Here is an 11,098-nt window from a genome sequence, read left to right on the forward strand (position 1 = left end):
CTCAACGTCGCTCGCTTCGTTCAACAAGGCGTCGGCAAAACCTTCCGTTGTGCGGACTCATCCAATGCGTATTCACCTTTTGCTTCTCGCATGTTGCACGTTCGCCGCACTGTTTGGTTGCTCGAATCAGCAGGCGACCCAAGCCCCGAGTGCGCAGGTCTCGGACAAATCGAATCCCAATGCTGAGCCTGGAGCTCACGATGAAACTCCAGAGACTGCCAATCCCGATCCGGTCGTTGATCCTCGCGCCGATGACGCCTTGGATGCGACCACGTTTGTGCTGCAATGGCGTTTGAGAAACGCCAACACAGACAAAACGTGTTTTATTTCCACAGGACGTTCTGACAAAGGGTGGATTGATCCTCCGGAGGCTACTCTGGCGTTGCTGGCTTCGGCAGGCCATTCGCTGCGTCCTGCTTCGGCAGCTCGACTGCCAAAATCTGGGGAAATGGAAACGGAGAATCGCTTTCGTGGCGTCGAAGACCCTGACACCGGAGAACGGAGCTACATTTACTACGCACACGTAACGAATTGGATTGATGAAAACACCGCCGAGATCTCCTACGGGATTTACGGTGGTCCACTTGCCGGTGGCGGTGGATCACTCGTCGTGGAGAAGAAGGATGGCAAATGGTCGATTAAGGAACACAAGGGCAACTGGGTGTCGTAACGCCGCACAACATGGGTGTTACGCTAGGCCTTCGGCACACCGCTGTCGTTTGTTCAGGCCTCCTTCTGGTGGTAGAATCGGTCATTGTTCAAACTTGAATGGCATCGCAATGGCGGTGTCGTAAAAACCTTCCGTTGGCAGACGCTAGTCGATGCAGATTCACGACCTTTCAGGCACGTTCGAGACCGATGACGCTGCCGAGATCACCGATCGCCTTCGCACGGTTCGCAAAGGCGTGCACTGCGCTTTCTTCGTCGCTGGCGATTCCGCTTACCCTTACATCGCCGTGCATTTCAACAGCGACATCGCGTACATCCACTACTTCCCGTCGGACGGTCACCCCGGATACCAACCGACTGGCATGACACCACATGGCGTCAGTGACGATCTGCACTTTCTCAACGTAGATGGTTCCGAGGCTGGGGCGTTTGACTTGCCTGCTTCAGCATTGGTTGATGCCGACACAGCGATTTCGGCCGTCCTCGAATTTGCTGCCAATTGCGAAATGCCGCAGTCGATAAACTGGTTCGAGCTTTAATCGCATGGCCCGCGTCTGCCAACATGGTTTTTACGCTAGGCCGCGGCTTCGTTGGTGGAGCGTCGTTTGGTTTGCCACGTTACTCGCTTCGATATCGTGTTTTGGTTTGCCACGCCACGGACACCGCCTCTTTGGCAACGCGGTTTCTTTTTGGTAAACTGTTTGGTGTTGCGACGCTTTTTGGCTTCGGAGAGAAGCGGTGTCGTAAAAACCTTCCGTTAGCCGACCTCAGTCTATTCAGATGGAGACCGAAACAACGTTCAACATCGAACTGGAACACGTAACCGAAGGTCCCGACTTTCACACTTTTCGCGTTGCGTTTTCCAACGCTGACTCGCGTATTCTGCTGCCATACCCTCAAGTAACCGGAATCCGTTTGGTCGATTCTTCCGACGCCATCATCGACGAGTGGCGCTCGCGTTACTTGGTCTCAGAACCTCTTGACGATTTTGTGCTTTCGCCGGGTGCGCGCATTGCGTTTGACCTTCGCGGGTACGTTAACGGTGCCTCAGACACTGATCGCCGCTGGACAATCAATATGCCCGTTGGCGACTGCCGCGCACGATTCCACTATTACGTCGATGACAAACGTGATTGGTACGACTTTCTCGCGAAACGCTCTCGATTTGCTGCAATGACTTCGCCTTGGAATGGCACAATCGAATCTGACGCCATCGAATTCGCAAACCGTATCCCCAGCGCGGAGGTCGGCTAACATGGTTTTTACGCTAGGCCGCTCTCCATTGGAGCATCTTCCGGCCATGAACGTCTATCGCTTCGGCGACACTTTTCTCTGATGGAGACAGCGGCACACCCTCGCTCTTTGTTCAAGCGGCGATCCCTTGGTACAATTTCGGTTGATTCGACATCTTTCGGTTCCGCTGGGGACGGGTGTCGTAAAAACCTTCCGTTATGCGGCTTGAGAACTCGTTGTTGGACGGGTGCCACGTCGGGTGAACGCTTGCTGGTGTTTGGTGAGCGGGGCGGTTGCTGGGATGCTGTGTCGAGGCTTACTCACGTTTGATGCTATTTGGTTTTGGATCGGTTTTGCTGCGATCGTCAAGTCGATGTTGCGCGTCTCGTCGGTTCCGGTTTCGAGCGTGTCGACTTGGCGGTAGTCCACCGGCGTCGCGGTTACGGCCGCTGCAGTATTGGCTTGGCGTTGGAGCGTCGAGTTGGCATTTTGACGTTGCCGCATAACATGGTTTTGCCGCAAGGGCCCTTCGGGCACGCCTACGTTGGTAATTCACGGGCGGCGGCGTATCATTAGCTGCTCGTAATTCAACGTCGCTCGCTTCGGTCAACAAGGCGTCGGCAAAACCTTCCGTTGGGCGACTCATGCAAATAGATGCGCTCACAATTCGCAGGCTCGGAAAAGAACGCCCAAAATCTCTACACGATTTGCTGATGGGAACGTCGCAATATTGCGTAATCCCACAAGCGGAGGCTTCTGCCGTTGACTCGGAAGACTCCCACATGCTCTGGACTCTCGCGATTCATCACCTCCTATATCTGATCGAATTTGGTGTCGATACTAACGACGACGGCCGTTGGCACAACGGGCGCTACCGCCCATCGCACAGCGACGCCTTCGAGAAATGGATCGCCAAAGACGCTCCCGGCCTCGAACGCGATGACTTGGTGCGATGTCTTCGCGACAACCCTCTCGATGTCTGACTCGACCACCGCCTCAGAGTCGCCCAACATGGTTTTTACGCAAGGCCGCGGCTTCGTCATTGGAGCATCCTTTGGCGTGCAGATTCATTCGCTCCGTTGTCGCGTTCTGGTTGGCAGCGCCGCGGACACCGCCTCTTTGGCAACGCGGCTTTCCTTTGGTAAACTGTTTGGTATTGCGACGCTTTTTGACTTCGGAGAGAAGCGGTGTCGTAAAAACCTTCCGTTATGCGGCCTACGCTCGATTGTCTTCCGACCCATACCGTACTCCAGCCTCGACATCCGACGACTTTGTCGCCGCGCCCGCCCCAAAACGCAGTTCACGTCTAATCCGATTCACGCTTTACGGCCACTTGCTCGCCGTCGTGCTAACAGCGATCGCCATGGCTCACGATTCCGCAACGTGGGTGTGGTCTGACCGATGGGAACCGGTTCTCCAAGTCTTCCTCACGGTCGGGATGCTCGCGTTTCTCGTCTGCCCTGCTTTACTACTTGTCGGTGTATTTCGGTCTTCCCTGTCGCCCGCTCGGCGATTGCTGGTTTTGTGCGTTGACGGTGGGATCGCGTTTGCGCATTTCATCGCTCTCCTCCCCGGCGTCCAGTAGTTGCCGGCCGCATAACATGGTTTTTACGCTAGTCGCTTCGCGATCACCTTCGCTCTTTGGCAACGGGCGTTCGTGTTGGTACAATCTCACTTACTCAAAGTCGTTCGCTTCGTTCATGGCGGTGACGTAAAAACCTTCCGTTGTACGCCACAGAGAAAATGGGCATCCGCAAAAAAGGGCGAGCACAGTTCGATTTCAATGGCCGCCCATTCGTTTGGTGGATCGAGGGTGATGTCCACCTTCGGATCGCATCTGACGACAAGCGGTTTATCGTTGGCTACCTATTGATCGGTGACTCCAGTCTGCTGGTTGTACACGGACCTGAGTTCCCCGGCATACAGAACCCAGAACGCCCGCTGCGCATTTGGGTTCCGCCGTTGTCACCCACGCCGGTAATCGGCCAACATGTAAACCACATTCTCACCATGTGTTTTGATGGTGAAGCCAAGCCGTTCGTTGGCGAATCTCCGGAATACAGCGCTGGACTGTGATCGAGGGGCGTGGTGGCGTACAACATGGTTTTTACGCTGAGGCCTTCGGCACACCTTCCTTGGTTGGTCACGCGGGCTGGCATTGGTACAATCTTTCGTAATTCAGGCATCGCTCGCTTCGTTTAGGGCGGTGTCGTAAAAACCTTCCGTTACACGACCTAATCGATTGGTGATTCACGCCGATGAAGCTCTACATCACCCGTGACAGTGTTGCCGCCGGTGATGACGTTGATGCCCCGCACGCTCGCAACTCGTCGGTTCCCGATGACGCTGACGTTTCCCAAATTGTCGCTGCGTGTCTTGCCGCCTCCCCACTTCCGTCGATCGCCGGTGGGGATGCATCGTGGGCGCTGTCGTCCGGTGTTCCGCTTGCTGTCATCGCGCAACAGTGGGCGTCGCCAAAACTTGTCTCGCAGTTCCCACCCAATCCAAATCGCCTCGACCTAACCGACGGCACCTTGCGATTGCATTTCACATACTTCGCACAACAATCTCCAGATGACGTATTTGCTGTGCTTGAACGACTTCGGCTACACGCACAATAATGGTGCCGGTCGTGTAACATGGTTTTTACGCAAGGGCCTTCGGCACACCTTCCAACTTTGCCAACGCGGGCTGGCCTTGGTACAATTTTTCGTAGTTCAAGCATCGTTCGCTTCGTTTAGGGCGGTGTCGTAAAAACCTTCCGTTAGGCGACCTACCCGTTGAATGTTGATTGGCTCAAAGGCAACGCCACGATTCGCTGGGATGACACTGAGATTACGCTACCTGCGTGCGTGGACAGCGTTCTCGTTTGCTCTGCTGAACCGCGCGTGCTTGCGCTGTATGGCGAGTCCACCCCAACCCTTCGCTTGGCAGCCTATAATTCATCCGGCAAACTTGTGGTCGATCTTTCGGCTCCTCCCAATCGACATTTCTACTACCTGAGCCATCACATCAATCACGAGCATGCGGTCGTTTGCGTGTCCACTGGCAACGAACTTGATTGGTTTTTCGCGGTCGATACTGCGTCTCAATCCCTCGTTTCGTTGAATCGCGCGTACTAACCGGTCGCCTAACATGGTTTTTACGCTAGGCCTTCGGCACACCGCTGTCGTTTGTTCAGGCCTCCCTCTGGTGGTAGAATCTGTCGTTGTTCAAACTCGAATGGCATCGCAGCGGCGGTGTCGTAAAAACGTTCCGTTAGGCGACCTCATCGAATGTCAGTTGACACCTTTCTCTTTGTTCGTGAGCAACTGCCGACGGTCAGCGAATGGCAAGCCGCTCTCGACGCTGCTGGCCTCAAAATCAAGCTCGACCCGGAAGTTGACGACTTGCCTGCATTCACTGGTTACTTGCCAGCCGTTTTCGACGAACAACCCTCAGGATTCGAGTTCTACTTCGATACCGCAGAAAACGCGTTCGGTGACCGCCCCGATGCGCTCGGGGATCGCACTCATGCGGTAACATTTGCGACGCACTCCGACATTCGCGAACTTGTTTGCGCCCTCTACGCTGCCAGTGCGATTGCGAAACTCACGGACGGACTGTTGTTCGACGAGGATTCCGGTGAGTTCGTCGATTCAGAACGTATCCTCTCGCTTGCAAAACAGATTGGCGACGCGGAACTGTAGATAAACGGTCGCCTAACATGGTTTTTACGCTAGGCCTTCGGCACACCGCTGTCGTTTGTTCAAGCCTCCCTCTGGTGGTAGAATCTCTCGTAGTTCAAACATCGCTCGCTTCGTTTAGGGCGGTGTCGTAAAAACCTTCCGTTGCACGTCAGAGCCTAATGGCAATTCACACGCTGAATGTCCGCTTCGGTACCATCTCCCATGGGTGGTTGCCGATCACCTTTGGCATCGCTGATTCTGACGCGCTCGTGGTCGCATCTGACGTCCCCGCTGACCCCATCGCCCCGTTGGTTTCACTCGCTCGTTTCCTTCTGTCCGCGGAACTTGGCTCGCGCGACGTTGAATTTCATCTCGAACCGGAATACTGCACGCTCACCGTCACCAAAACTGCGAACAGTGACATCGACGTTCGGCTGGTTCAGCCGGGCTGCGACATTTCCCAATCCGGACTTTCCTGTGTTGCCACCGCTACACAAATCTGGCGTGCTCTGCGTGCGGTGGATTCGGCGGTCCGTGCTGCGATCGCCGACAACCAATGGAGCTGGGACTTCCCCACAACGCAGATGGACATGCTCGCTTCGGAAATTGAGACCGCAAACGCAGTTCGCTGACGTGCAACATGGTTTTTACGCAAGGCCGCGGCTTCGTCATTGGAGCGTGTTTTTGTTTGCCATGTCGGTCGCTTTGATGACATGTTTTGGTTTGCCACGCCGCGGACACCGCCTCTTTGGCAACGTGGTTTCTTTTTGGTAAACTGTTTTGTATTGCGATGCTTTTTGACTTCGGAGAGAAGCGGTGTCGTAAAAACCTTCCGTTGTGCGATCACAGTCTTTCATATGGCCACAAACACAAACCTAAACTCTGACGCCCGATTCTGCCGTGACTGCGGTGGCCCAGCGACCCGCGGCGCTGGAATCGCGACTTGCGCAAACACGACAACAATTGGGCAGCAGCAAGACCCCAAAGATCGCTGTCAATTGTTGCGTATGGATGCCCGCCAGTATTGCGAGCATTGTGGCGTTCCGGTCGCGGGCGGTGTCACTTGCGGCGGCTGCGGTAACAATCCTACCGCACCGTAGCGCAGGTGATCGCACAACATGGTTTTTACGCTAGGCCTTCGGCACACCTTCCTTGGTTGGTTCGCGGTCTGGCATTGGTACAACTTCTCGTAGTTCAGGCATCGCCCGCTTCGTTTTGGGCGGTGTCGTAAAAACCTTCCGTTGGGCGTCGCAGATCAAATATGAATCCGGCCGAAACGCTCGACGAACTGGAAGACGACAACTGGGCCGCGCTCTATCGGTGTCGCCACGAACCAGACCACCGCCGCGCCGTTTTGGACTCGCTCAACGAACTGCTGTCCAACCCTGACCCTGCAATCCTCCACCGCGCCATGAACGCTGCAGGCCGTATTCGCGGTGCGTTCGACGAAACCAATGCACTCGCGGAACTCGTTCCGCTGGTCGTTGCCCATCTTTCGTCAGACGTCGACTTGCTTCGCCGTGTTTCCGTTGGTGTCTTGCACTGCATTGGGACGCATGACACCAAATGTGCTGTCCCTGCGTTGATTGCCGCTTGTGACGATGATCTGCTGCTGGATTCCGCGCTACTTGCACTCGTTGATATCGCCAAAGGTTCACGCGATGCGATCAATTGCTTTCACCGATTTTCCGCGCATACCAATGGTAAGATTCGGCGGATTGCGATTCGTGGGCTTGGTTCCTGCAATGCTCCTGACGCTGATTCAATCGAAATATTGACTGCGGCAACCCACGACCAAAACAAATCAGTTAGAGAAATGGCCACCAAGACCCTTGCAAAGATTGAAGCTCAATCGTAGGGCATGCGACGCCCAACATGGTTTTTACGCTAGGCCTTCGGCACACCTTCCTTGGTTGGTCGCGCGGGCTGGCATTGGTACAATCTCTCGTAGTTCAAACATCGCTCGCTTCGTTTAGGGCGGTGTCGTAAAAACCTTCCGTTGTCCGGACCAGAGCTTTAGATGCGTGGCGATCTCCAGTGGCACAAAACCGAGCTCGCCGCGCGTGAGGCCAATGGTCGTGGTGACCGCGAACTTGCGATCCAACTGATGGCACAGTCCGTCACCGAGGCTCGTGATCCATCACTGCCGTGGCACGAATTGCAATCCGCGCTTGCGGGCAGTGCACTTTTTCATGAACACGTAACATTCGATTTCGCGCTAGCCATGGACCACTATCGCGAATCGTACGATCTTCTGTCATCAAATATCGGTGCTGACGCTCGCGAGTCCATGTCCTTCGCCGAGTGCATGGCGGAATGTGCTGCAAAACTTGCTGGCTCCTCTGATTGAGACCTTTCACACACTTCACGGGCCGGACAACATGGTTTTTACGCTAGGCCTTCGGCACACCTACGTATTTGGCAACGATCGCTTGCCTTGGTACAATCTTTAATAGTTCGGGCATCGTTCGCTTCGTTCAGGGCGGTGTCGTAAAAACCTTCCGTTGTCGGGACGAGGTCTTTCGATTCCATGCTCGAGACAACACGCATTGCCGGGGACCCTCCGGACGCAGAGTTGGTGTACGCTCTCCGCCGCCGCGCGTTGAGTGGCGTTGACCTGCTCGACTTGTTTCGCTTCATCACCGAACACCAACAAACCCCTGAGGGCGAAATCCATCGGCTTTCATTGTTCGCGTATATCCGATTCGCGTTCGGCGGGACTTCCGAAGACTTTCGCGACTTGAAACTACTCCTCAACCGCATCGAACGCGTTGGCAGCCGTTACACAACTACTGATCTCGACGTCGCAGCCACACTCGCATCCAATATTGCGTCTAACCGGTCAGCGTGGTGCGACAAACTCGGCGACTGACCAGTGGAGGCCGAGTTGCCGCTTCATCGCCCGACAACATGGTTTTTACGCTGGGGCCTTCGGCACACCTTCCCACTTTGGCAACGCGGGCTGGCATTGGTACAATTTCCGTAGTTCAGGCATCAGTCGCTTCGTTCAGGGCGGTGTCGTAAAAACCTCCCGTTAGGCGACCCAGATGGAAACAGATCGCCGGTCGAACTTTCGGTTTTCGTTAACGCAACTGCTCGTTCTGACCGCAATCGTTTCACTCTTTCTTTGGCTCAACACTTTCCGCGAGATTACGTGTGTGAGTTACGCGGCAGCAGGTCGCGGTGACGCACTTAGGATGCGGCAAGGCTGGCCACTCCCCTTTTTGCACGTCTTTGAGTGGGCGGACGGTACTATGGGGCCGTCGCGCATTGCTGACGGCTGGCCGCCCACGGACTTGGAGCGTGACTTCTTGATTACACCCTTTATCATTGACATGATCGTTTGGTTGGTCATCATCTTTTCCGCGATCTTCCTGATGATTCGCCTCAATCGTGTTTCTGTCAGAACCAACAAATCGCCGAGCTAACACCCACGCCAAGGGTCGCCTAACATGGTTTTTACGCTAGGCCTTCGGCACACCTGGGCTCTTTCGCAACGGGCCATGGCCTTGGTAGAATCACTCGTAGTTCAGACATCGTTCGCTTCGTTAACGGCGGTGTCGTAAAAACCTTCCGTTGGGCGACCTAGATCAATCTAATGGCCGAGCGTCCTTACGACGAAAACGAAGAACGCAAACGCTACATTTGGCGACACTTCCCAGATGCTGTCAGGCCGCATGAGTGCATCCCACATCCCGACGCTGTCGAGGCCGCTCTCCCGGAGCACCACCGTGAGGCATTCCGCCGATACTACAACGCGATCGGTTCATCTGATTCGCCTGCACCGCTTCCACCTGACCTTGAATCTCTCGTAACACGCATCCAAGCCGACATCGAGACGGCAAGCTTGGACGCTGCCGTTGGCGATCGTGAATTTGACATTCATCGCTGCGCTCAATGCAATCGGATACTACAATCGCCAAGTGCACAACAATGCCTCTGGTGTGGTCACGACTGGCACTAACTCGATGCGCCGCCGGTCGCCCAACATGGTTTTTACGCTAGGCCTTCGGCACACCGCTGTCGTTTGTTCAAGCCACCCTCTGGTGGTAGAATCTTCCGTAATTCAAACTTGAATGGCATCGCAACGGCGGTGTCGTAAAAACCTTCCGTTAGGCGACCTAAGTTTTCCTCAATGCTAACGTTTCTACTCAATCTCGCATTTGACCTCGTAACTGGGTCCTCTCAAAAGGCACTTGATGCCGCCGAGGCGCTTGAGCAAACCGCGCGCAACCCAAAGGCGCAACGCTACCGCACACTCGCGGTGGTGCTTTTCCTGCTCACATCCGTGTTTCTTCTGGCTGCCGCAATTACGTTTACGGTCGCGCCCAATAACGTCCTCAACGAGATACTGGGATGGACGGGAATCGCGTGCCTTCATGTTTGCGTGTTTTGTGGGCTTCGATATGCATTGCTTAACCGGGACGCAGACTCACCGGTCGCCTAACATGGTTTTTACGCTAGGCCTTCGGCACACCTTCCTTGGTTGGTCATGCGGGCTGCCATTGGTACAATCTCTCGTAGTTCAGACATCACTCGCTTCGTTCAGGGCGGTGTCGTAAAAACCTTCCGTTATGCGGCTTGAGAACTCGTTGTTGGACGGGTGCCACGTCGGGTGAACGCTTGCTGGTGTTTGGTGAGCGGGGCGGTTGCTGGGATGCTGTGTCGAGGCTTACTCACGTTTGATGCTATTTGGTTTTGGATCGGTTTTGCTGCGATCGTCAAGTCGATGTTGCGCGTCTCGTCGGTTCCGGTTTCGAGCGTGTCGACTTGGCGGTAGTCCACCGGCGTCGCGGTTACGGCCGCTGCAGTATTGGCTTGGCGTTGGAGCGTCGAGTTGGCATTTTGACGTTGCCGCATAACATGGTTTTGCCGCAAGGGCCCTTCGGGCACGCCTACGTTGGTAATTCACGTGCGGCGGCGTATCATTAGCTGCTCGTAATTCAACGTCGCTCGCTTCGTTCAACAAGGCGTCGGCAAAACCTTCCGTTGTGTGACGCAGGCTTTCATGAATGCGGACGTTGAGGCACTCGTTGCCGCCAAAATTCGCTGGGCTTGGGACGATGGTTGCCCGGTTGCCGCGCGTGACGCGAAGGTTGCTGCCGAAATGGCCGCGATTGCTCGTCGTCGCTGGAGTTCTTATCCGCGCCGCAATGCTAACATTGCCGACACCACAGAGAACCGGATCAATGATCTCGCCCGTGGCATCGCGGAGAAATTCACTGACGGTGGCTGGCCTATGGTTGGCCCATTGATTTCCGACTACCGATGGTTGTGCGAACGGATTGCGCCAATTCTTGCGGGCGATTCCTGATGGATGCCGTGTTGCCGCTTCAGCGTCACACAACATGGTTTTTACGCTAGGCCTTCGGCACACCTTCCTTGGTTGGTCACGCGGGCTGGCCTTGGTAGAATCTCTCGTAGTTCAGGCATCGCTCGCTTCGTTTAGGGCGGTGTCGTAAAAACCTTCCGTTGGCGGACACAAGATGGAACGCTTCCCTGAATGCGGCAAGCCAATCGACCTTGAT

19 protein-coding genes are annotated in these 11,098 nt (G+C 55.1%); 16 read left to right on the forward strand and 3 right to left on the reverse strand.

The features are described from left to right. From CA13_RS14300 to CA13_RS14310, 3 genes are all read left to right on the forward strand, one after another. Positions 1 to 670: hypothetical protein (locus CA13_RS14300; protein WP_419194350.1), on the forward strand; the 670-nt coding region annotated here is incomplete at its 5' end. Positions 671 to 821: 151 nt separating this feature from the next. After that, a complete protein-coding gene (locus CA13_RS14305; RefSeq protein ID WP_146397711.1) occupies positions 822 to 1,208 on the forward strand; it encodes an Imm1 family immunity protein in 387 nt (128 codons plus the stop codon). Positions 1,209 to 1,449: 241 nt separating this feature from the next. Continuing rightward, the gene (locus CA13_RS14310; protein ID WP_146397713.1) at positions 1,450 to 1,923 is read left to right on the forward strand and encodes a hypothetical protein; all 474 of its coding nucleotides are present in this window, start codon (positions 1,450 to 1,452) and stop codon (positions 1,921 to 1,923) included. 195 nt (positions 1,924 to 2,118) lie between these two features. Here CA13_RS14310 and CA13_RS14315 read toward each other — a convergent pair whose 3' ends face one another. Beyond that, positions 2,119 to 2,406, reverse strand: a complete 288-nt coding sequence (locus CA13_RS14315) for a hypothetical protein (RefSeq protein ID WP_146397715.1) — start codon at positions 2,404 to 2,406, stop codon at positions 2,119 to 2,121. 278 nt (positions 2,407 to 2,684) lie between these two features. Between CA13_RS14315 and CA13_RS14320 the strand changes: the two genes are divergently transcribed. Beyond that, positions 2,685 to 2,885 carry a hypothetical protein gene (locus CA13_RS14320; protein WP_146397717.1) on the forward strand — a complete coding sequence of 67 codons (201 nt, stop codon included), beginning with the start codon at positions 2,685 to 2,687 and terminating at the stop codon, positions 2,883 to 2,885. A gap of 485 nt (positions 2,886 to 3,370) precedes the next feature. On the opposite strand, the gene CA13_RS14325 is transcribed toward CA13_RS14320, so the two are convergent. After that, positions 3,371 to 3,571, reverse strand: coding sequence for a hypothetical protein (locus tag CA13_RS14325; protein ID WP_146397719.1), 201 nt, complete (start codon positions 3,569 to 3,571; stop codon positions 3,371 to 3,373). A gap of 74 nt (positions 3,572 to 3,645) precedes the next feature. Between CA13_RS14325 and CA13_RS14330 the strand changes: the two genes are divergently transcribed. The 11 genes from CA13_RS14330 (at position 3,646) to CA13_RS14380 (ending at position 10,017) form a co-directional block, all read left to right on the forward strand. After that, positions 3,646 to 3,978: a hypothetical protein gene (locus tag CA13_RS14330; RefSeq protein WP_146397721.1), complete on the forward strand. Its 333-nt coding sequence runs from the start codon at positions 3,646 to 3,648 to the stop codon at positions 3,976 to 3,978. 182 nt (positions 3,979 to 4,160) lie between these two features. Beyond that, positions 4,161 to 4,523, forward strand: coding sequence for a hypothetical protein (locus tag CA13_RS14335; RefSeq protein ID WP_146397695.1), 363 nt, complete (start codon positions 4,161 to 4,163; stop codon positions 4,521 to 4,523). A 159-nt stretch (positions 4,524 to 4,682) separates the two neighbouring features. Then, positions 4,683 to 5,024 carry a hypothetical protein gene (locus tag CA13_RS14340; protein WP_146397723.1) on the forward strand — a complete coding sequence of 114 codons (342 nt, stop codon included), beginning with the start codon at positions 4,683 to 4,685 and terminating at the stop codon, positions 5,022 to 5,024. A gap of 153 nt (positions 5,025 to 5,177) precedes the next feature. Continuing rightward, entirely contained in the window at positions 5,178 to 5,591 is a 414-nt protein-coding gene (locus tag CA13_RS35165; protein WP_419194351.1) for a hypothetical protein, read from the forward strand. 158 nt (positions 5,592 to 5,749) lie between these two features. After that, positions 5,750 to 6,202 (forward strand): hypothetical protein, encoded by a 453-nt coding sequence (locus CA13_RS14350; RefSeq protein WP_146397727.1) that lies wholly within the window; start codon positions 5,750 to 5,752, stop codon positions 6,200 to 6,202. A gap of 629 nt (positions 6,203 to 6,831) precedes the next feature. Next, positions 6,832 to 7,428, forward strand: a complete 597-nt coding sequence (locus CA13_RS14355) for a HEAT repeat domain-containing protein (RefSeq protein WP_146397729.1) — start codon at positions 6,832 to 6,834, stop codon at positions 7,426 to 7,428. A 162-nt stretch (positions 7,429 to 7,590) separates the two neighbouring features. Next, positions 7,591 to 7,920, forward strand: coding sequence for a hypothetical protein (locus CA13_RS14360; RefSeq protein WP_146397731.1), 330 nt, complete (start codon positions 7,591 to 7,593; stop codon positions 7,918 to 7,920). Positions 7,921 to 8,100: 180 nt separating this feature from the next. Next, positions 8,101 to 8,442, forward strand: coding sequence for a hypothetical protein (locus CA13_RS35170; RefSeq protein WP_419194352.1), 342 nt, complete (start codon positions 8,101 to 8,103; stop codon positions 8,440 to 8,442). 175 nt (positions 8,443 to 8,617) lie between these two features. After that, the gene (locus CA13_RS14370) at positions 8,618 to 8,998 is read left to right on the forward strand and encodes a hypothetical protein (protein ID WP_146397735.1); all 381 of its coding nucleotides are present in this window, start codon (positions 8,618 to 8,620) and stop codon (positions 8,996 to 8,998) included. 170 nt (positions 8,999 to 9,168) lie between these two features. Beyond that, a complete protein-coding gene (locus CA13_RS35175) occupies positions 9,169 to 9,534 on the forward strand; it encodes a hypothetical protein (RefSeq protein ID WP_419194353.1) in 366 nt (121 codons plus the stop codon). A 171-nt stretch (positions 9,535 to 9,705) separates the two neighbouring features. Next, the gene (locus CA13_RS14380; protein WP_146397739.1) at positions 9,706 to 10,017 is read left to right on the forward strand and encodes a hypothetical protein; all 312 of its coding nucleotides are present in this window, start codon (positions 9,706 to 9,708) and stop codon (positions 10,015 to 10,017) included. Positions 10,018 to 10,142: 125 nt separating this feature from the next. Here the strand turns inward: CA13_RS14380 and CA13_RS14385 are convergent, their stop codons facing one another. Further along, positions 10,143 to 10,430, reverse strand: a complete 288-nt coding sequence (locus CA13_RS14385) for a hypothetical protein (RefSeq protein WP_146397715.1) — start codon at positions 10,428 to 10,430, stop codon at positions 10,143 to 10,145. A 148-nt stretch (positions 10,431 to 10,578) separates the two neighbouring features. Between CA13_RS14385 and CA13_RS14390 the strand changes: the two genes are divergently transcribed. Next, positions 10,579 to 10,884: a hypothetical protein gene (locus tag CA13_RS14390; RefSeq protein WP_146397741.1), complete on the forward strand. Its 306-nt coding sequence runs from the start codon at positions 10,579 to 10,581 to the stop codon at positions 10,882 to 10,884. The last annotated feature ends 214 nt before the right edge of the window (positions 10,885 to 11,098 follow it).

It is taken from the genome of Novipirellula herctigrandis, assembly GCA_007859835.1.
In the GTDB taxonomy this organism is placed as follows: Bacteria; Planctomycetota; Planctomycetia; order Pirellulales; family Pirellulaceae; genus Novipirellula_A; species Novipirellula_A herctigrandis.

What these genes read in the sequence shown, in the direction of transcription:
- CA13_RS14305 (WP_146397711.1), top strand. Translation starts at nt 822, where the DNA reads ATGCAGATTCACGACCTTTCAGGCACGTTCGAGACCGATGACGCTGCC.
- CA13_RS14310 (WP_146397713.1), top strand. Translation starts at nt 1,450, where the DNA reads ATGGAGACCGAAACAACGTTCAACATCGAACTGGAACACGTAACCGAA.
- CA13_RS14315 (WP_146397715.1), bottom strand. Translation starts at nt 2,406, where the DNA reads ATGCGGCAACGTCAAAATGCCAACTCGACGCTCCAACGCCAAGCCAAT.
- CA13_RS14320 (WP_146397717.1), top strand. Translation starts at nt 2,685, where the DNA reads ATGCTCTGGACTCTCGCGATTCATCACCTCCTATATCTGATCGAATTT.
- CA13_RS14330 (WP_146397721.1), top strand. Translation starts at nt 3,646, where the DNA reads ATGGGCATCCGCAAAAAAGGGCGAGCACAGTTCGATTTCAATGGCCGC.
- CA13_RS14335 (WP_146397695.1), top strand. Translation starts at nt 4,161, where the DNA reads ATGAAGCTCTACATCACCCGTGACAGTGTTGCCGCCGGTGATGACGTT.
- CA13_RS35165 (WP_419194351.1), top strand. Translation starts at nt 5,178, where the DNA reads ATGTCAGTTGACACCTTTCTCTTTGTTCGTGAGCAACTGCCGACGGTC.
- CA13_RS14350 (WP_146397727.1), top strand. Translation starts at nt 5,750, where the DNA reads ATGGCAATTCACACGCTGAATGTCCGCTTCGGTACCATCTCCCATGGG.
- CA13_RS14355 (WP_146397729.1), top strand. Translation starts at nt 6,832, where the DNA reads ATGAATCCGGCCGAAACGCTCGACGAACTGGAAGACGACAACTGGGCC.
- CA13_RS14360 (WP_146397731.1), top strand. Translation starts at nt 7,591, where the DNA reads ATGCGTGGCGATCTCCAGTGGCACAAAACCGAGCTCGCCGCGCGTGAG.
- CA13_RS35170 (WP_419194352.1), top strand. Translation starts at nt 8,101, where the DNA reads ATGCTCGAGACAACACGCATTGCCGGGGACCCTCCGGACGCAGAGTTG.
- CA13_RS14370 (WP_146397735.1), top strand. Translation starts at nt 8,618, where the DNA reads ATGGAAACAGATCGCCGGTCGAACTTTCGGTTTTCGTTAACGCAACTG.
- CA13_RS35175 (WP_419194353.1), top strand. Translation starts at nt 9,169, where the DNA reads ATGGCCGAGCGTCCTTACGACGAAAACGAAGAACGCAAACGCTACATT.
- CA13_RS14380 (WP_146397739.1), top strand. Translation starts at nt 9,706, where the DNA reads ATGCTAACGTTTCTACTCAATCTCGCATTTGACCTCGTAACTGGGTCC.
- CA13_RS14385 (WP_146397715.1), bottom strand. Translation starts at nt 10,430, where the DNA reads ATGCGGCAACGTCAAAATGCCAACTCGACGCTCCAACGCCAAGCCAAT.
- CA13_RS14390 (WP_146397741.1), top strand. Translation starts at nt 10,579, where the DNA reads ATGAATGCGGACGTTGAGGCACTCGTTGCCGCCAAAATTCGCTGGGCT.